General features: G+C 47.7%; 17 protein-coding genes and 1 tRNA gene. 12 read left to right on the top strand and 6 right to left on the bottom strand.

Annotated elements, in window-relative coordinates:
- The first annotated feature begins 47 nt into the window (after positions 1 to 47).
- Together H7F15_RS00415 and H7F15_RS00410 are read left to right on the top strand one after the other, a co-directional pair.
- The gene (locus H7F15_RS00415; protein ID WP_185194976.1) at positions 48 to 665 is read left to right on the top strand and encodes a TetR/AcrR family transcriptional regulator; all 618 of its coding nucleotides are present in this window, start codon (positions 48 to 50) and stop codon (positions 663 to 665) included.
- Positions 666 to 668: 3 nt separating this feature from the next.
- The gene (locus H7F15_RS00410) at positions 669 to 1,868 is read left to right on the top strand and encodes an SUMF1/EgtB/PvdO family nonheme iron enzyme (RefSeq protein WP_185194975.1); all 1,200 of its coding nucleotides are present in this window, start codon (positions 669 to 671) and stop codon (positions 1,866 to 1,868) included.
- A 70-nt stretch (positions 1,869 to 1,938) separates the two neighbouring features.
- On the opposite strand, the gene H7F15_RS00405 is transcribed toward H7F15_RS00410, so the two are convergent.
- Positions 1,939 to 2,361 (bottom strand): hypothetical protein, encoded by a 423-nt coding sequence (locus tag H7F15_RS00405; protein ID WP_185194974.1) that lies wholly within the window; start codon positions 2,359 to 2,361, stop codon positions 1,939 to 1,941.
- A gap of 563 nt (positions 2,362 to 2,924) precedes the next feature.
- Positions 2,925 to 4,709: an ABC transporter ATP-binding protein gene (locus H7F15_RS00400; RefSeq protein WP_185194973.1), complete on the bottom strand. Its 1,785-nt coding sequence runs from the start codon at positions 4,707 to 4,709 to the stop codon at positions 2,925 to 2,927.
- A 149-nt stretch (positions 4,710 to 4,858) separates the two neighbouring features.
- Here H7F15_RS00400 and H7F15_RS00395 point away from each other — a divergent pair, with 149 nt between their 5' ends.
- The 8 genes from H7F15_RS00395 (at position 4,859) to coaE (ending at position 11,218) form a co-directional block, all read left to right on the top strand.
- A complete protein-coding gene (locus H7F15_RS00395) occupies positions 4,859 to 5,959 on the top strand; it encodes a Glu/Leu/Phe/Val dehydrogenase (RefSeq protein WP_185194972.1) in 1,101 nt (366 codons plus the stop codon).
- Positions 5,960 to 6,146: 187 nt separating this feature from the next.
- Positions 6,147 to 7,328 carry a transcription antitermination factor NusB gene (nusB, locus tag H7F15_RS00390; RefSeq protein ID WP_185194971.1) on the top strand — a complete coding sequence of 394 codons (1,182 nt, stop codon included), beginning with the start codon at positions 6,147 to 6,149 and terminating at the stop codon, positions 7,326 to 7,328.
- Positions 7,329 to 7,413: 85 nt separating this feature from the next.
- Positions 7,414 to 7,719 carry a YtxH domain-containing protein gene (locus H7F15_RS00385; RefSeq protein WP_185194970.1) on the top strand — a complete coding sequence of 102 codons (306 nt, stop codon included), beginning with the start codon at positions 7,414 to 7,416 and terminating at the stop codon, positions 7,717 to 7,719.
- A gap of 1 nt (position 7,720) precedes the next feature.
- Complete coding sequence (locus tag H7F15_RS00380; RefSeq protein ID WP_185194969.1) at positions 7,721 to 8,719, top strand: isocitrate/isopropylmalate dehydrogenase family protein; 999 nt, start codon at positions 7,721 to 7,723, stop codon at positions 8,717 to 8,719.
- Positions 8,720 to 8,745: 26 nt separating this feature from the next.
- Positions 8,746 to 9,297, top strand: coding sequence for a DUF1573 domain-containing protein (locus H7F15_RS00375; RefSeq protein ID WP_185194968.1), 552 nt, complete (start codon positions 8,746 to 8,748; stop codon positions 9,295 to 9,297).
- Positions 9,298 to 9,318: 21 nt separating this feature from the next.
- A complete protein-coding gene (gene yajC, locus H7F15_RS00370) occupies positions 9,319 to 9,636 on the top strand; it encodes a preprotein translocase subunit YajC (protein ID WP_185194967.1) in 318 nt (105 codons plus the stop codon).
- 87 nt (positions 9,637 to 9,723) lie between these two features.
- Entirely contained in the window at positions 9,724 to 10,623 is a 900-nt protein-coding gene (locus H7F15_RS00365) for a hypothetical protein (protein WP_185194966.1), read from the top strand.
- A 1-nt stretch (position 10,624) separates the two neighbouring features.
- Complete coding sequence (coaE, locus tag H7F15_RS00360) at positions 10,625 to 11,218, top strand: dephospho-CoA kinase (protein ID WP_185194965.1); 594 nt, start codon at positions 10,625 to 10,627, stop codon at positions 11,216 to 11,218.
- Positions 11,219 to 12,163: 945 nt separating this feature from the next.
- On the opposite strand, the gene H7F15_RS00355 is transcribed toward coaE, so the two are convergent.
- Positions 12,164 to 12,238 (bottom strand) — tRNA-Val (locus tag H7F15_RS00355).
- A 212-nt stretch (positions 12,239 to 12,450) separates the two neighbouring features.
- Between H7F15_RS00355 and H7F15_RS00350 the strand changes: the two genes are divergently transcribed.
- Positions 12,451 to 14,940 carry an AsmA-like C-terminal region-containing protein gene (locus H7F15_RS00350; RefSeq protein ID WP_370523348.1) on the top strand — a complete coding sequence of 830 codons (2,490 nt, stop codon included), beginning with the start codon at positions 12,451 to 12,453 and terminating at the stop codon, positions 14,938 to 14,940.
- Between the two features lie 414 nt (positions 14,941 to 15,354).
- Here the strand turns inward: H7F15_RS00350 and H7F15_RS00345 are convergent, their stop codons facing one another.
- From H7F15_RS00345 to H7F15_RS00335, 3 genes are read right to left on the bottom strand one after another with little or no spacing between them, the layout of a single operon-like run.
- A complete protein-coding gene (locus H7F15_RS00345) occupies positions 15,355 to 16,524 on the bottom strand; it encodes a mechanosensitive ion channel family protein (RefSeq protein ID WP_185194963.1) in 1,170 nt (389 codons plus the stop codon).
- Between the two features lie 2 nt (positions 16,525 to 16,526).
- Positions 16,527 to 17,753, bottom strand: a complete 1,227-nt coding sequence (locus tag H7F15_RS00340) for a Glu/Leu/Phe/Val dehydrogenase dimerization domain-containing protein (RefSeq protein WP_185194962.1) — start codon at positions 17,751 to 17,753, stop codon at positions 16,527 to 16,529.
- A gap of 60 nt (positions 17,754 to 17,813) precedes the next feature.
- Positions 17,814 to 18,881: an anhydro-N-acetylmuramic acid kinase gene (locus H7F15_RS00335; protein ID WP_185194961.1), complete on the bottom strand. Its 1,068-nt coding sequence runs from the start codon at positions 18,879 to 18,881 to the stop codon at positions 17,814 to 17,816.
- Positions 18,882 to 19,000: 119 nt separating this feature from the next.
- Between H7F15_RS00335 and H7F15_RS00330 the strand changes: the two genes are divergently transcribed.
- Complete coding sequence (locus H7F15_RS00330) at positions 19,001 to 19,309, top strand: helix-turn-helix transcriptional regulator (protein ID WP_162347343.1); 309 nt, start codon at positions 19,001 to 19,003, stop codon at positions 19,307 to 19,309.
- Positions 19,310 to 19,434: the final 125 nt, after the last annotated feature.

Genomic DNA, 19,434 nt, shown 5'->3' with positions numbered 1-19,434 from the left:
TAATCGGGTATATTTGGTAGGGCTAACTAAACTATAGCCGCTACACTTTGGGCAAAAAAGCAGACGTAAAAAAAGAGCTGATCCTGGAGGCGGCCAAATCCGTGTTCGGCAGACTTGGCTACAGCAAAGCCACCCTCGATGACATTGCCCATGCTATCGGTCTGAAAAAACCTACCCTGTACTACTACTACAAAAGCAAGGAAGTACTGTTTATAGAGGCTTTCTCGCAGGAGTGGAAAGATAGTTTGTACCGGATAAAGAAAATTGCCGAGCAGGAGCCGGACCCGCATAAACAGCTTCTGTTATACATCCGGTCGTCGTTGCGCTATTACCAGGAGATCGTAACACAGCACACCATTTCCATAAAAGTACTCATCGAAACGCGCAGTCTGTTCCAGAAGCTTTTCGCCGAATCACGGGCCAAGGAAACCAACTACTATGCTGCTGTTATAAAAGAAGGCATTGAGAAAGGCGTGTTTATTCCCTGCGAAGCCGAGCGTGTAGGCTACTCTATGATGGTAGTGAAAGACCTGATCCAGTTCGATGAATTTGAGCGCGCCTTTTACCAGCAACTACCAACTATAAACTTCGCCAAAATAGAGCAGGATGTGTTATTTACCATTTCGCTAATCCTAAACGGAATCTCTGCCCAAAAACAACTATAGCCTATGCGCAACTATAGTTTTCTTCTGCTGATTCTGGTTTGCCTGCTTTCGGCGTGTAGCTACAGAACGCCTAATTCAGCTTTTATTGGAGCATCCAGTACCAAGACCGGCTTATACAACGATTGGCCTGTCTACTATAATTCTAAAGGCTTTCAGGAAAGTAAGCTGATTAAATGGGGAAGTGTAAAATGGGTAGATACGCTTAATCTGACTAAAGAAGAAAAAGAGGCGGAACGTAAAGCGCAGTCGGCAACAATGAACAAGGTTATAGTTGATAATAACCCGGATGACATTTCAGTTAAATACACGCCCGGTGGTATATTTATAACCCCACTTCAGCTATACTTTGATGAAACGGAAGTAGCCAATATTCATTGGCAGGAATTTCTGCACTACATAAAGCGGGATTCTTCAGCTGCCTTTTACCAAAGCATGTTGCCAGATTCTACCGTTATAAAGCTAAATGAACGCGACTATCACCGATACGAAGAGTTAGGTTATGGAAGACGTGGTGGCGCGGGGCGCAACTATAGTGTGATTGGAGGAGATACAATTCTTCGTGAGATGTCGGAACAAATGCCTGTAGATTCTATTTACTTCCGGCACCCGGAGTATTTGTATTACCCTATAGTCGGCGTGAGTTACGAGCAAGCCGTGGCTTATTGCCAGTGGCGCTCTAAAGTGGTGACAGAATTTATAAACTCATTTCCCAAAAGGGAGCAAAAAGTAAAAGTAACCTATAGGCTGCCCACAGAGCAGGAGTGGGAGATAATAGCTTCTGCCGGAGTGGATAAGGATAAATTTCCCTGGAGTACAGCTACGGGTGCAGTAAAGTACAAAGTAAATCCTAAGGCAGCAGCTTTTATAGCTAAAAAGATAGTAGAGCCAAAACCTGTAGCACAAATTAAACAGGATTTAAAAGAAACTGAAGTCCATGACCTGTTCATAAATGTAAAACGGCCACTCCCATACTTTTTGCAGTTCCGGACGCCAGCTTATGTGTATGGTGGCTGGCCAAATGATTATGGCGCCTACCACGTGCAGGGCAACGTAGCCGAAATGGTGGCCGAGAAAGGCATAGCCAAAGGCGGCAGCTGGAAAGACGAACTCAGCAACTCCAAAATAACCGACAGGCAACTATACACCACCCCATCCGATAAAGTGGGCTTCCGGTGCGTTTGCCAGGCAGAGCTGATAAAATAGCTATTTGCCGTTCCGCTTCCCTGGAACGGTATCAGCAGTAAGCAACAGGGCTAAGGCAAGAAGGAGTAAATTATTCAGCTTCAGAGGCTTTGGTTTTAAGCTCGTTCAGTTTGGCCATCAGGGCATCAACATCGGCATGGTGGCCTTTTGCTACTTCAGCGGCATCCAGTTCCAGCAGCATATTCTTCATCTGCTGCAGGTAAGCGGCCTTTTCTTTCTTCAGGCAGTTTTTTGGAGTATCCTGGCAGTCGCCGTTATGGTCTTTGGGTTTAAACATGCTGCCCTCGCCATAGATCAGCCACTGCGGGTTCAGGTCAGGGAAGTGTTTAACAATAGCGACCAACTCATCCAACAAAATATTGCAGCCATTCAGGATGTTGTTCAGCGTTTCTTCTGTGCTGCCTGTCATCGCTTTCAGGTCGTTCATTTCCAACTCGTTCAGGTGCGTGTAAAACCTGAATCTCTTGCCGATCTGCTGTAAGTCAATAGCCATATATAGTAAGTTTAGTGGTGAATGTGATTATGCTATACGTAACTATAACAGAATCTGCTCTAAAAAATTCCGACAACCCAATAATGGCATAGTTATATCCGGCAAAACAGACAGGTAAAAAGTAAGATTTTGCAGTGTTCAGGGTTAATTCAGCGCTCGCTGAGAAGTCCCCAGTAACTATAGTTTTAGATAAGGATGCCCGGAACAGCAAAAAGAACTATAGATCAAACTATAGCAAAGGCAGAAAGTCCTTCTTTGAAGCGTGTAGAGGGATGTTCAACGGCAACTATAGAACCATAGCCGAAACTATAACATAGCCAAATTCCCCTCTCGGGAGGGGCAGGGGTGGGTTTCCTAACTATAAAACTATAGCCAACTTCATCACTAAACCTGTCCTTTCAGGCCAGTTGAGTTGCAAACTCAACACCATAATTAGGCACGAGCGAGGACTCTCGCGCCAGCGGGAGAAGTGTAATGCTGCAGCAACTATAGAACTATAGCCCAGGCTATAGCAAAATGATAATCCTGAAAATCAGTCAAATCTCCATTAATCCCGGTTCAGACTACTCCAGTTCTTCCGTCTGCAGCTGGCGTTCGTAAAGCTCTTTGTACAGGCCTTTCTCCCGGATCAGTTCTTCGTGGGTGCCGTGCTGAATGATCTCGCCATCATCCAGAACCAGAATTCTGTCCGCCAGCTTCACCGACGATACCCTGTGCGAAATGATAATGGACGTACGGTTCTGCATAATGCGTCGCAGGCTGTTCAGGATAGCATTTTCGGTCTTGGTATCTACTGCCGACAGCGAATCGTCCAGAATAAGGATGCTTGGCTCACGCACCAGTGCCCGGGCTATAGAAACACGCTGCTTCTGCCCACCCGATAAGGTAATGCCGCGTTCTCCTAACTTGGTCTCAAACTTCTCCGGGAAACGCATAATGTTCTCATACACATCAGCATCTTTGGCCGCCTGCACCATCTGCTCCTCGGTTATAGTTGGCAAACCAAACCCGATGTTGTTTCGGATGCTGTCTGAGAACAAAAACACATCCTGTGGCACATAACCTATCTGGCTGCGCAGGCTCTCGATGTTATAGTCGCGCACGTCCACGCCATCAATCAGGATACGGCCACGGCTTACATCATACATGCGCGGAAGCAGTGTAGCGATTGTGCTTTTGCCGGAGCCGGTATTGCCGATAACCGCCAGTGTTTCGCCGTGTTTTATGTCAAACGACACACCTTTCAGTGCATGGATATTGGTATCGGGGTAAATAAAATCTACGTTCTCAAAGCGGATATCGCCGGTAATTTCCTTGCTGATGTTTTCACGGGAAACAATGTCGTTTTTGGTATGCAGAAACTCGTTGATGCGCGCCTGTGATGCCGCTGCACGCTGCACCAGGCTGGCCGTCCAGCCCAGAGAGGTTACAGGCCAGGTAAGCATGTTCACGTAAATGATGAATTCGGCAATGTTACCGGTGGTGATGCTACCGTTTATAACCTCCTGGCCGCCAATGTAAATGGTGATGATGGTGCTCAGGCCAACCAGAAAAAGGATAAGTGGGAAGAAGAGCGAGTTTACAAAGTTCAGGTCCAGCGATTTTTCTTTGTAGGTATCACTTGCCTTGGTAAAGTTATGATGCGAGTCGTCTTCGCGTACAAACGATTTCAGTACCCGGATGCCCGAAAATGCTTCCTGCACAAAAGTAGTAATGCCCGAAAGGCTGCGCTGTATCTCATCCGATTTGCGCTCGATAATGTTGTTCACATAGTAAATACTGATGGCCAGGATAGGCAGTGGTATCAGCGTATACATCGTCAGTTTCACGTTTACCGACAGCATGTACGGGATCACCATCACAAACAGCACCACCAGGTTAAGGCCATACATAATGGCAGGCCCCAGGTACATGCGCACGCGGCTCACATCCTCCGAGATGCGCGACATCAGGTCGCCGGTGTTGTTTTTGCGGTAAAAGCTTAGCGGCAGGCTCTGGTAGTGTTCGTAGATCTCGTTCTTCAGGTCGTTCTCTATCAGGCGGCTCATCACAATAATGGTTTGCCGCATAAAAAACAGAAATACGCCCCGCAGCAAGGCCATCACCAGTATCACCACGCCATATACCAGAATACTTTTCGCGAAAATGTCATAAACCAGGCTTTGCTGGTCCATGCCCTCGTACAGGTTGTGCAGGTTAATGCCTTCCTTTATCAGGTTAAAGGCATAGCGTACCACCTGGGCCGGCAAAATCTGGAAGAAGTTGGAGATAATAATGAATACCAGCCCCCAGAAGAGGCGGAATTTATATTTAAGCAGGTATTTATTTAAGTAGCGTAACGATTTCACAGTTAGTTATTAAAGCCTTTGAGCTTTTACGATAAGAAGCAAAGTACAAATTGAATTAATCAAAAAAAGAATTAATTTTGCAGCGCAAAAGGGCATAGGCACTGTACTCTTCGGCACAAAGATAGAATAACACTAAACCAATTTCATAAATGGTCGAAATTAAAGAAGTAGAACTGAAGAAAGAGAACTCTATCTTCGGTCAGATTTCAGAATACAACCACGAGAAAGTTGTTTTCTGCCATGACCACGATACTGGCCTGAAGGCTATTATCGGTATTCATAATACAGTATTAGGCCCGGCCCTGGGTGGTACCCGTATGTGGACGTACGCATCGGATGCGGAAGCACTGAACGATGTACTGCGCCTGTCAAGAGGTATGACTTACAAAGCTGCTATCTCTGGTCTTAACCTGGGCGGTGGTAAAGCGGTTATCATTGGCGATGCCAAAAAAGATAAGTCTGAAGCGTTAATGCGTCGTTACGGCCGTTTCGTGAAGAACCTGAACGGTGCTTACATTACAGCCGAAGACGTAGGAACCACTACAAAAGATATGGAGTACATCAAGATGGAAACAGATCACGTAGCTGGTTTGCCAGAGTCTATGGGCGGTAGCGGCGACCCTTCGCCGGTAACTGCTTACGGTACTTACATGGGTATGAAAGCGGCTGCTAAAAAAGCCTATGGTTCAGATTCACTGGAAGGTAAAAAGATCTCTGTACAGGGTGTTGGCCACGTAGGTGGTTACCTGGTAGAACTGCTTGCCAAAGAAAATGCCCAGATCTTCATCACCGACATCTACGAAGACCGTCTGCGTGAGATCTCTAACAAATACGGCGCAAAAGTAGTAGGCATGGACGAGATCTATGACCTGGATGTAGATATTTACTCACCATGCGCGCTGGGTGCTACTATCAACGATAACACCCTGAGCCGCCTGAAGTGCCAGATCATTGCTGGTTCGGCTAACAACCAGCTGCGCGAAGAAGAAGTGCACGGCCCGGCCCTTGTGGAGAAAGGCATTATTTATGCACCAGACTTCCTGATCAATGCGGGTGGTCTGATCAACGTATACTCTGAGCTGATCGGTTACAACCGTGAGAGCGCTTACGCCCAGACAGAGCGTATCTATGGCTACACCCTGGATATCTTTGACCTGGCTGAGAAAGAAGGTATACACAACCAGCTGGCAGCTATGAAAATGGCTGAGAAGCGTATCAACAGCATCAGCAAGATCAAGTCAAGATACTAATCCGGACCTGATCTGTTTGAGAAACCATAAACGTAAAAGTGCTGCAGTACCTGTGGCACTTTTACTTTAATTACGTATCCCAATTTATTTGTGCTATAGGCTGATTGTCTTGCAGTCTGCGTATGGTATAGCCGGCGCCCGGCGCCATTTTAATTTTACACAAACAACACGTTCTTTATAAAAAATTATGCTTAACCGCAGAACACTACGAATTAAAGCCATGCAGGCGATCTATGCATACATGCAGGCTGAAGGTTCTGACTATCTGCTGGCGCTTGACCAGATCGGAGAAGATTTTGCACCGGACCTGAACACCATGGAAGTGCAGGACAGAAAACTGCTTGAAGGGCAAAAGCAGATCGCGCAGCTACTGTTTAAAGAGTGGTACGAGAAGCACCAGTTCGATGCAGAAGATGCAGAAAAAGTGATAGTAGATGCGGTGAACAGAGCTATAGTTAGCTACCAGAACCAGACCCGTAAAGATCTGCGCTTTTACCACAACCAGATGCTTACGGCTGTAGAGCTCATTTACGACCACTACCTGGCTAACCTGCAGCTGCTGCAAGTACTTACGGACCTGGTAAAGGAAGAGGAAGAAAAGCGTAGCAAACGCTTTACCGAAGCCAAAGGCCCCGATGTAAAACAATTCCTGCGCAACCAGCTGGTGCAGCGCATTCTAAACAACAAATCTTACCAGCAGCACATCATCCGTCGCAACATAAGCTGGGGTTCCGATGTAAGTGAAATTACCCAGGTATACCGCAACGTGCTGAAGCAGGACGAAGCGTTTCTGGCATACCTGCAAAACCCGTCTCCGTCGCTTACAGACGACTTTGAGCTGGTGAAACATATTTATAAAAACATTATCTTTAAAGAAAAAACTTTACAATCTTTGTTTGAAGAGCAGGACCTTAACTGGGCCGAAAACAAAGCCATTGTAAAGAGCCTGGTAAACAAAACCCTGAAAATGTTCGGGGAAGAAGCAGAAGGCAACACCGAAGATATCGCGCTGCTGGACCTGTCGCCGAACTGGGAAGATGACAAGGCGTTCTTTGAAGAACTTTACGAGCAAACCCTGCAGGAAGACGAAAAATACGAAGCCATGATCGCGGAAAGCGTACAGAACTGGGACGTGGAGCGTGTGGCCCTGCTGGACAAGATCATACTTAAGATGGCACTTTGCGAGATGCACATCTTCCGCAGCATACCTGTAAAAGTTACCATCAACGAGTACATCGAGATATCCAAGATATACAGCACCCCTAAAAGCAAGCAGTTTGTGAACGGTGTGCTGGACAAGCTGGCACAGGAGCTCGTAAACAAAGGCGAGATACGTAAATCGGGCCGCGGACTTATTGATAACAAATAAGCTGCACCGCCGGTTTACCACATTGCCGGAATTACCGTAAGGAAAATTTGAATAATTAAGATCCGATATATTAGCATATACAACTATGGGTAAGAAAACAACCGCCGCTCTGGCTTTTGTATCAGGTGCCGCAGTAGGAGCTGCCGCAGGTATACTGTTCGCCCCTGAAAAGGGCCAGGAAACACGTAGCTGGCTTAGCTACCGCTTAGAGAAGTACCGCGATACACTGTCTGACCTGCTGGAGCAGTTAGTGGCCAAAGGCGAAAGCGTACCAACCAGCGCCAGAACCGAAGGACAACGCGTGATACAGGATGCAAAAGACAAGGCAGAAAAACTGTTGGGCGACGTAGACTTACTTATTAACGAGATCAACAGCAGGAAAGAACTATAGCATGAGACAGATCACACTGATTCCGGGTGACGGAATAGGCCCTGAGATTACAGAAGCAGTAAAAGCTGTTTTTAGTGCTGCACAAGTTCCCGTAACCTGGGAAGAAGAAAATGCGGGGCAGACCACATTTGATGCCATCGGGGAGCTGATACCGGCTACACTGATCGCTTCTTTAGAGAAAAACAAAGTGGCCCTGAAAGGCCCGATCACGACGCCGGTGGGCAAAGGGTTTAAAAGCGTAAACGTACAGCTGCGTCAGAAATTCGACCTGTACTCCAACGTGCGCCCTGCCAAAACAACCAAAGGCCTTGTAACCAAATTCGAGAACGTAAACTCGGTACTTTTCCGCGAGAACACCGAAGGCCTGTACTCTGGCCTGGAGATGTTTGACGAGCGCCTGCAGATCTCTGACTCGGTTGCCCGCCTTACGCGTGTAGGTTGCCAGAAAATTATTAGGGCTGCGTTTGCCTATGCCGATAAGCACGGCTGCAAAAAAGTAACAGCAGTACACAAGGCTAACATCCTGAAAAGCGCAGGCGCTATGTTCCTGGGCGAGTTCAATGCAATTGCAAAAGAGTACCCGCATATTCAGGCTGATGACAAGATCATTGACAACATGTGCATGCAGCTGGTTGTAAAACCGGAGCAATTTGACGTTATTGTAACAACCAACCTGTTTGGCGATATATTGTCTGACCTTTGTGCCGGCTTAGTAGGTGGCCTTGGTGTGGTGGCCGGTGCCAACATTGGCGATGACATGGCTATTTTTGAGGCTGTGCACGGATCAGCTCCGGATATTGCCGGCAAAGGCATTGCCAACCCGACAGCACTGTTACGTTCGGCTATTATGATGCTGCACCACATTGACCTGAAAGACCAGGCTTACCGCATTGAGGCGGCGCTGGATGCAACGCTGGCCAACAAAGAAGAATGCACCGGCGACCTTGGCGGAAAAGCCAGTACGATGGAGTTTGCTCAGAACATCATAGCTAAACTATAATACTAACATCAGACGTTATTATAAGTATGAAAAAGAACCTGATATTCACTTTTGCAATGGCTGTAGCCCTGATGGCTACCAGCTGCAACCAGGAAAACACGACTGATGCATCGGTTGCGGAAACAGATGCAACGGCAACAATGCCAACTGCGGAAACAACTGTAGACAACCCGAATGTGGCTACTACAGAGCAGACGGCTGCACCAGCTGCTAACCCGAATGCACCGGTAATGAGCTTTAAAGAGACTGTTTACGATTTCGGAACTGTGAAGCAGGGCGAAGTAGTGAACCATACCTTTACGTTCACTAACTCAGGCAAAGAGCCGCTTATCATCGAGAACGCTTCGGCATCTTGTGGCTGTACTGTACCGGAGTGGACCAGAACACCAGTTGCACCAGGCGAGACCGGCGAAATAAAAGTGCAGTTTAACAGCACAGGCAAATACGGCCAGCAGGCACCAATGGTAACTATCCGTGCCAACACCGAGCCTAACATTACACAGGTATCGCTGAAAGGTACAGTAGAGGCCAGCAACATACCTACAGCCGGCGCTGATGGTCCGGTAAAAAGAAACTAATTCTACATTTATAATACACTAATGCAAACCATACTCTTACAGGCCGGAGCAGACGGAGGCGTACTGCCTCAGTTGCTGATGTTCGGCGCCATCATCCTTGTATTTTATTTCTTCATGATCCGTCCGCAGCAGAAAAAGGCGAAGGACCAGAAAAAGTTTCGTGATGAGCTTACCAAAGGAATGAACATTGTAACTATAGGCGGACTTCATGGTAAGCTTGTAGCCCTGGATGATGATACCATTACTGTTGAAGTAGACAAAGGTGTACGCCTGACCTTCGACAAATCGGCTGTTTCGATGGAAGCAACGGCAAGGGTAAATCAGCAACCAAACAGCTAAGAGCCATTGCCGTTTGAAGGAGTCAAAAATATAGTTGTATGGTTTACGAAACCATTCAGGCCGCAAACAAAGCAGTACTGGCGAGTAGTGCTGCTTTGTTTTGTGGCTGCTTCTACGTTCTGGCTGCTCAACGCCCTCAATAAGAGTTATTCTACCCAGACAACGTATCCCGTAAAGTTTATCTACAACCAGCAGCAACTGGTGCCCCTGAAGCCACTGCCCGAAGAAGTACTGGTAAACGTAACGGCCAAAGGCTGGAAACTGCTACGCAAAGCCCTCCGGCTGGAAGTGCAGCCTGCCGAGATCCATATCCGCAACCTTCCGCGTAACAACTATCTTTTAGGATCGGCGCTGCGCCCTGCTCTGGTAAATGCCATGGATGGCCTGCAGCTCAACTTTGTGGTAACCGATACCCTTCATTTCAATTTCGACAGGAAGATAAGCCGTACCCTTGCCCTGCAGCACGACCCAAAACAGGCAGTTGCCGCAGAAAACTACGAAGTGGTAGGGCCAATCAAGTTCGAGCCGGATTCTGTTACCTTTGTCGGGCCATCTTCTATTATCCGTAGTTTCCCGAGCCCATACCCGGTGCGCCTGCCAAATGTAGGTTTAACCGCATCGGCTAAATTAGAGGTGCCTATCACACATGCCTCGCCTGAGTTGGTGGCTGCAAGTTTAGAAGAAACAACGGCAACTATAACCGTAAAGGCCCTGGTAAGCGAGGAGCGCCAACTGGTGCCCGAGCTTGTGAACGTTCCGAAGGGGAAAACCTATAGTATACAGCCACAACCAGTGGTGGTGCGCTACCAGCTGTTCGACGATTCAGTGGCCCTGTTGAACCGCGAGCTGTTTAAAGCTGTCATAAATTTCGCCAACTATAACCCTCAGGACTCTACTATTGCCACAGAGCTGGTGCAGAAACCAGTAGGTGTGCGCAAAATAACGCTGCAGCCACAGCGCGTAAAAGTAATCCCAGTACAGGACTAACATGCTGAAAATAGGCATAACCGGAGGCATAGGAGCGGGCAAATCTATAGTTTGCCGGCTGTTTGCGCTGCTGGGCGTGCCTGTATATGATGCCGACACCCGTGCCAAGTGGGTAATGCACCACGACAAAGCGCTGAAACAGGAACTGACCGAGGCTTTCGGACCAGAAGCTTATACCGAAGCTGGCGAACTTAACCGCATTTACCTGGCCAGCGTTGCCTTTCATGATCCTCAGAAACTGGAACTGCTCAACAGCCTGGTGCACCCGCACGTAGGCAACGACTTCACAAAATGGGTAGAAGCTAACCAGCAGGCACCTTATGTTTTAAAAGAAGCAGCTCTGTTGTTTGAATCCGGATCGTGGGAACAGCTGGATGAAATTATAGTAGTAGCTGCCCCGCTGGACATACGCATAAAACGCACCCTGCAACGCGACCCGCACCGCACCCGCCACGATGTGGAAGCCATTATTGCTAAACAGTTGGAGGAAGAGGAGAAAATAGCCCGTGCCCAGCACATCATTTACAATGACGACCAGCAGCTCCTGATACCGCAAGTCCTGCAACTTCATAAGCTTTTGCTCTCCAAAATATAGTTTCTTTTTCCATTTTTGGCAAAGAATTGGTTAAAAGCTAAAGTTCACTGTTATCATTCTGAGCATTCTTGAGATAAGAGTCGAAAAAGAGTCGGCTTTGCTGTGAAGGGTATATCTCAACCTATAGTTATTCTACTGTCATACTAAGCGAATATTGTCATCCCGAGCGAAGTCGAGAGAGCTTATGTGTTTGATAGTACCTATTGTCATTTCGAACAAAGTGAGAAATCTATCGCAGACTATAGTTGGCTATAGTCCTATAGTTGACTTTGCCTACCACTGGAACCAAGCCATTGTTCTATAGTTTCTACCAATCCTGGGAGCTCTAATTACCTACAGTTCTATAGTTTGTTTGGCTCCCTCCCGGGCCGGGAGGCCCCGTCTTCGGGCATCGCGCTGCTGCCTTCTTGCTATCCTCCTGCGTCGGATTGCCTGACGGCACCGCAACAAGTCAAAGGCGCTCAACCCAAAGACTGAGATCAGTTCGATAGCAACTGCTTTAGCTATAGTTGATGTATTATTTCTTAGTTAAGGCAGATCTGTTTTTCTCGTGGTTGCAATTCTGTAGGGACAGGTAAACCTGTCCTGTTCGTGGTCTGTAACTATAAATTTATAAGTCAAACTATAGTAGTAGCAGTGTTCCCCTCCTTGGATAAGGAGGGGTAGGGGTGGTTTGAAACCGGCAACTATGAAACTATAGCTACTCCAACTATAACTAAGCCAGAAATTCCCCCCTTGAGAGGGGTAGGGGTGTGTTTGGCAACTACATAACTATAGCCATAGAAACCTTAAATACACTAAAAATACAAACTCAAGCAAATGGAAATCAGGGAATTATACTATAGCTTGTGGTGAGGCGTTAAACTATAGATTGGCAGGAAGACTGAAGTGCAGATCAGAAAAGTATGGACATAAAAAAAGGACAACTTTTTAAGTTGTCCTTTGTGGGGCGTACTGGATTCGAACCAGTGACCCCCTGCTTGTAAGGCAGGTGCTCTGAACCAGCTGAGCTAACACCCCGTTTTATTGTTTCGTTGACCTGTTGTCCCCGTTTGATGATGCAAATATGGGGCGATTTTTTGTAACTGCAAAACATTTCAAAAAAATTTGTTAAATTTTTTTTCGGAGCTGCTGCACCTGTTGTTCGCCTGTATTAACTGCTGTACCTTTATCTTTTGTAAGATGCTTAAAATCTGATAATTCTCTTGAAGCAAACTGGTCTTGTTAAAAAAGTGCTATTTTATGCGATAGCTATAGTTGTGGCTATAGTTACGATCGCCTTTGCGCTGGTATACACTTATCAGGACAAGATCATCGCACTTTTTGTAACGGAAGCCAACAAGCACATCAAAACGAAGGTGGAAGTAGGCACTATCTCGCTTTCGCTGTTCGATAAATTTCCGCAGGTGGCCGTGTCGCTGGATAAAGTAAATGTTGTGGAGGCCGTGCCGGAGAGCGAAGCATCTTTGGCTAAGCTGAGCAAACTATACTTCACCTTCAGCATCTGGGATGTACTGCGCGGCAAGTACAACGTGAACGAGCTGTACCTGGAAGACGGGGCGATTTATGTTAAAGTACTAAAGGATGGCAGCGTGAATTACGAGATCATCAAAACGGATACGACAGCTACAGAAGACGGCGAATTTGCCTTTAACCTCGAGCACATCGACCTTAAACGCGTAGCCATCCATTACACAGACCTGAAGCTGAACCAGGCGTACGAAGTAGATGCCCACCAACTACAGGCAGCTTTAACGATAGATCCGGAAACGATCGGAATAGAAGCCAGCGGCGATGCAACTATAAACACCATAAAGCTGAACAGTGGCGAGTATTTTAAAGGCAAGCAAATAAAGCTGAACACGGCCCTGGCCATTGACGGCATTGGCAAAACCATAAACCTGGAACCAAGTGTGGTAAATGTAGAGAATGCTGCCTACGAAGTGGCCGGAACTATAAACTTTGCCACTACCACAGACCTGAACCTGACCCTGAAAGGCAAGAATACGAGCATCCAGTCTATGCTGTCGTTGTTGCCGCAGCACATTACCAAAGAGTTTAACCAGTATCGTTCCGATGGCGATGTGTACTTCAGTGGAGCCGTAAAAGGCAAGGTCTCGGCGAAGCATAACCCGGAGATCACGTTTAACTTTGGCTGCCGCAATGCTGCCTTTTACCACCCCGATGTAAAGCAGCGACTGGAGAAACTAAGCTTTGAAGGCAGCTTTACCAACGGCGCAAAACAGAATGCCACCACATCAGAGTTGGTGCTCAGAAACCTGAAAGGCTCGCTTAACAACAGGATATTTACAGGCAACCTGTCTTACAAAAACTTTAAGAACCCGACTATAGCTTTTGATGCGCGCGGTATGGTGGATGTGGCGTATGTGCTGGGGCTGCTGCAACTGGAGCAGGTGCCATCCGGAAGTGGCCTGGCCGATGTAAAGATCGCTTTCTCTGGTAATTTTAACGAGTTTAAGGCAAGGCCCGGTAACCAGACGGTAAATACCTCCGGAGACATAACGCTGCACAATGTAAGCCTGAATCTGCGCGACCTGCCGCTGCCGGTAAAAGGCATGTACGGCAACTTTATGTTTAAGCGCAACGATGTGGCCGTGTCGGATTTCAGGGGCAAGCTGGGCGAATCGGATTTTGTGCTGAACGGTATGTTTAACAACGTAATGGCCTGGCTGCTGCTGGACAAGCAACGCCTGATGGTAGATGCCGATTTCAGCAGTAATTACCTGAACTTTGACCAGCTGCTGCGCGAAGACCTGAACACGCCGGCCAGCGCCCGTAAAAGCGAATCGGGTTACAGGCTGGAGGTTTCGCCAAACATAGCTTTTAATCTGGGGGCATCGGTTAATAAACTGAAGTTCCGGAGGTTTAAAGGCGAGAACATAAAAGGGGAGGTAACGCTTCGGAACCAGGTTATTACCACGCCAAACATCTCGTTTAACGCTATTGGCGGCAACTTTGCCGTGCGCGGCAGCATGGACGCCCGCCAGCGAAACCACATTAAGGTAAGTACAGCTACCAGGCTCAACAACATGAGCGTAGACAGCCTGTTTTATGTGTTCGAGAACTTTAACCAGGATTTTATAGTTGACCGCCACCTGCGCGGAAGCCTGACCGCCAATATCATTTCGGATGTGTACCTGGATAGCCAGCTCAGCCCGAAAACCAATCTGCTACAGGCCGAAATAGAGGCGGTTATACGCAACGGGCAGCTCATCAACTTTACGCCAATGCAAAAGCTGTCGGGCTTTGTAAAGCGCTCGGAGCTGGCCAACATGAAGTTCTCGGAGCTGCGCAACAATTTCTACATCCAGGACCGCACCATCTATATCCCGGAAATGGATATCCGCACCAACCTGTCGCCACTGCCTTCGGTCTCTATTTCGGGGATGCACACCTTTGACCAGGACATGGACTATAAAATAAAGATGCCGTTGTTCCAGAAGCGCCGACCGGATAAAGATGCTGTGTTTGGTGTGGTGGCCGAAGATACGGATGCCGGCAGCAGCATGCTCTTCCTGACACTGAAAGGAAAAGAAAACAACTTTAAGCTGGCCTACGACGATGACCGCGTGCGCGCGAAAATAAAAGACGACCTGAAACAGGAAGGGCAGGAGCTAAAACAGCTACTGAAAGGTAAAAAGCCCGTGAAGAAGGAAAAGACCGTGGAGCTGGAAGAAGGCGAATACTTCGATTTTAACTGACCATCAACTCACCTCTCATCTGATACCTATAGTTGCCTTAACACAGGGCGTTCTTAAATTGCTAAGCAACAAGCACTTACAAACAACTATAGTATAGTTTAAAATGTATGGTTCTATATTGTATAAATCCTATTATTTGTTAGCATTAAAATAAGGCATGTTTACCTGCTGAAATGGTGGGTATAACGAAAAAATTATAAATAAATTGTAACTATAGCCTTGTAGGTGCGTTAATCAAATCAAAACTACAATTTATGATTGGTTGTAGTTTGTAGGGATAAGGTTTTATTTAGATATAGCTTCCTGTATAGGTTCAACTGAACCCGGGAAACTATAACGTCTGACGTAACACAGACAAAATAAGATATAAGGGTGAAAAAAAAGCCGGAGCTTCTCCGGCTTTTTTATTTGTAGTTACTCAAAGTCTGATGTCTTGTTAGTTTCTGCAGCTGGCCTGGAAGTGTCCGGCAATGGTTGCCCGCTTGCCTGCATAAACACCGATTGCGTAGGCGCATACTGCGCGCCATGCTTCTCCACCAGCTCTGTTACTTTATAGATCATCTCTTCTTTTATGTTCACATACTCCGTCCAGTCCATCGATTCCACAAAGTACAGCACCATGATATTTTTAGAAGCCGGTCCTATGGTCTGGAAACGCACAATGGCATCCTGGTTGGCCTGCGGGTGGTTGTTGATGTACTGTTGCAGTTCGGTGCTTATGGCTCTGATCTGGGCAGCAGTGGTATCAAACGTAAGCGGTATATCAAACTGCACCCGCCGGAAAGTGCGCAGCGTCAGGTTGTTAAGTGGCTTATCGATCATGCTTTTGTTGGGCACCGTTACAAACGACTTCTCGAGGGTGCGGATACGCGTGCTCCGGAAACCGATCTTTTCTATAGTTCCGGTTATGCCGCCAACTTCCACCAGGTCGCCGACCACAAACGGGTGATCCAGGAAAATGGTGAACGATGCCAGCAGGTTCTCTAAGCTCTCTTTTGCGGCAAAGGCAATGGCCAGACCGCCTACCCCCAAACCAGCTACAAGGCCTGCCACGTTTACGCCAAACACTGTGCCCAGCATTACCAGAAAGGCAAAGATCACCACCATTACCTTGGCAAAATCGCGGAAGAACGGCACCAGCTGGTCGTCGAGCTTGGAGGCTGTGAGCGAGGAGCGGTGCTGGAAAATGAGGCCGATAAAATCGACAAAGCGCAGAACCACCCATGCCAGCGCCACGATCACAAACACCTGGTAGGTGCGGAACATGAACGTTTTGATGATATGGTCGCCTTTCCGTATCTCAGTTGGGTCGAGCGGGTAGTTAAGCGCCTGGAAAGCGAAATACAGGAACACCAGAAACAGCAGCACCTCCAGCGGCTGAATGAGCAGGCGCCGGAAGGCAGGCAGGTTATCTTCGTGCGAGAAACGCTTTACCAGTCTGTACAAAATACCGGACAGCAGCTTGGATAGCAGCGTTTTAAAGATAAACCCAAACAGCAGAATGCCCGCAAACCACAGGTAATTCGAAACAGTATTACCCAGGAAACTATAGTTCAGTATTTCTCTCCAGTGCGTGTAATCCATACTTATAACAGCTGGCTTAAAGCAATTTCAAAAGAAGTTTTTGCGATCTCTGTTTTGCCCGAATTTTTAGCATGCGACTTCTGCAGCGCATTGGCTATAGTTTGAGAGATGTCGGAGAAGATAGCTTTGTCGGTAATTTCTACTTCGCTCTCCATTAAATAGGCAAACACGCGGGCCATGCCGCAGTTGGCTATAAAGTCGGGGATAACAGCAATGTTCTGGTCGGCAAATTCGCCGGTCGGGCCAAAAAAGATCTCCGGGTCCTGGAACGGTACATTGGCGCCACACGAGATCACCTGCAAGCCGCTGCCGATCATGCGCTCTAACTGCTCCCGGGTAACCAGGCGCGATGCCGCTGCCGGAATAAAGATATCGGTGTTCACAGACCAGATCTGGTTATTCACTTCTTCAAACGAGAGCAGGTTATCAGCGTGCAGGGTGTTGCCTTTGCGGTTCAGGAACAGTTCTTTTATCTCCTCAAAACTATAGCCATCGGTGTTGATAAGGCCACCCACGCGGTCGATGATGCCGACAATTTTTACGCCTTCAGATGCCAGGTAATAAGCGGCTGCAGCGCCTACATTGCCCCAACCCTGTATAATAGCGCGCTTGCCTTTCAGGTCGCCGCCCCAGATGTTGTAATAATGGCGCACGGCTTCGGCTACGCCATAACCGGTTATCATGTCGGCTACGGTGTACTTGCGTGCTGTGGATGGTGAATAGCTATCGTCTTCAATCACTTTTACAACGCCTTCGCGCAGCTGGGCAATTCGTTTGTCGCGCTGCGATGCGGTGGCATGGAAGTGCCCGTTTACCACGCCTTCCTGCGGGTGCAGCAAGCCGTAGCTTTCAGTTATCGGAATTACTTCGTGTATCTCGTCCACATTCAGGTCGCCACCGGTGCCGTAGTAGTTTTTCAGCAGCGGGAAAACGGCCTTGTACCAACGCTCCAGAACGCCTTGCTTGCGCGGGTCGGCAGGGTCGAAGTTGATGCCGGATTTAGCGCCGCCAATAGCCGGGCCGGATACCGTAAACTTCACTTCCATGGTCTTCGCCAGCGATTCTACTTCGCGTTTGTCCAGGCCTTTGCGCATGCGGGTACCACCGCCAGCAGCGCCGCCACGCAGCGAGTTGATCACTACCCAGCCTTCGGCTTCAGTTTCAGCATCTTTCCACTCAAATACTATTTCAGGTCTTTTATTCTCGAATTTTGCGAGTAAATCTTTCATGTTTATTCTGGTATTTCGGGTTGTGGGGCAAAGGTACAAAATAACTATAGAGCACGCAGGTTAGCCCCAATAAATGGCGCCGCCCACACTATCGCGGCTGGCCCCGGTTACAGACTGCAGGCTGTTTGTCTGGTTACGCCAGCGCAGCACGCCTAAAAAGGCAAACACCAGCGCTTCCTTAAACGACACGATCCCGGGGGCAGGTACTTCTATGCTATAGTTGGTGCCGGCATAGTGCTGCAGCAATTCCATTAGGTACAGGTTAAAAGCGCCGCCACCGGTGGCCAGCACGCGTTGTTTATAGTTGGCAGGTTGCAGGGCATTGGCAATTTGCTGCGCAATGTGGTGGCAGGTGGTGTGCAGTTTATCAGCTATAGTTGCCGGGCTGTTGGCTATAGTTTGCAGGCTGTGCTCCAGTACCCATTCCTTGCCCAGCGACTTCGGATAAGGCTCCGAAAAATAAGACGGGGCATTGAGCTGTTCCAGCAGGTGTGCGTCCAGCTTGCCGCTTCGGGCCATGTCGCCATCTTTGTCATAACTATAGCCGGCCTGGCTGGCCAGTGTGTTCAGCAGCATGTTGCACGCAGCTATATCATAAGCAATGCGCTGGCCGTGGTGGTTAAAGGATATGTTGGCAATGCCGCCTAAGTTCAGGCAATAATCATGTTCCGAGAAAAGCAGTTCGTCGCCGATGGGCACCAAAGGCGCACCTTGTCCGCCTAAGGCTATATCCAGGGTCCGGAAATCACAGACGACGGGCAACTGGGCGTGGGCGGCCAGGTAAGCGCCGTTGCCTATCTGCAGCGAAATGTGTTTGCCGGGCTGGTGAAAAATGGTGTGACCGTGCGAGGCCACAAAGTCTGGTTTAAGGTTGTGTTTTTTCACGAACTGCTGCACCTGCTCGCCCATGTATCTGCCAAAAGCATGGTCAAGTGCAATTAAGGTAAGTGCATCCGATGTTTCGGCACCCCGGAGAGAGTCAATCCAATAGGGGCTGTAAGGTAACGTTTCAGCATTAAGTATATTATATATCCAATTTTCGTTTTTATACGTAAGCCTACAATATGCAATGTCAAGGCCATCGAGTGATGTGCCGGACATCAAGCCGATCACGTGATAAGTATCCATGTGGCGAAGTTAAAAAAATGCTGGCAAACACTTCAGCCAAATAACGTAAGCCTCGTATATATCTTATTATGAATAGGATAGGAAAATAATGTAGAAACTGTTAGGTATAATTATTAATTATGAAAAGTTTGTTATCTCGCATCGAATCAAAGAAGATAGATAAGGCGGCTGCCATGCTCAAAGTATTGGCTCACCCAAAAAGGCTGGCTATAGTTGACCTGCTGGGCAAGGAGGAGAAAATGACTGTAACTGAGATATATAAGTATCTGAATCTGCCACAGGCCATTGCCAGTCAGCACCTGATCACGCTAAAAGATAAAGGCGTCCTCTCTTCGTTTAAGGTAGGCACAAAGATCTACTACTCGCTTTCAATCCCGAAACTAATTGATGTGATAGATTGCCTGGAAGAGTGCTGTATTGATATCTAATACCTCTACACTTAACTTACGTCAGTCTGTTATTTAAAAGGCCAAAGGCCTCCGACGCTGCTCTTATGCACATTATCGGGGGCCTTTGGCCTTTTCATTCACTAAAAAAAAATAGCTATTTACTT

Source organism: Pontibacter sp. Tf4 (genome assembly GCF_014212495.1).
Taxonomy (GTDB): Bacteria; Bacteroidota; Bacteroidia; order Cytophagales; family Hymenobacteraceae; genus Pontibacter.
The sequence above is the reverse complement of the archived record's forward strand: the minus strand, read 5'-3'. Positions and strand labels throughout refer to the sequence as shown.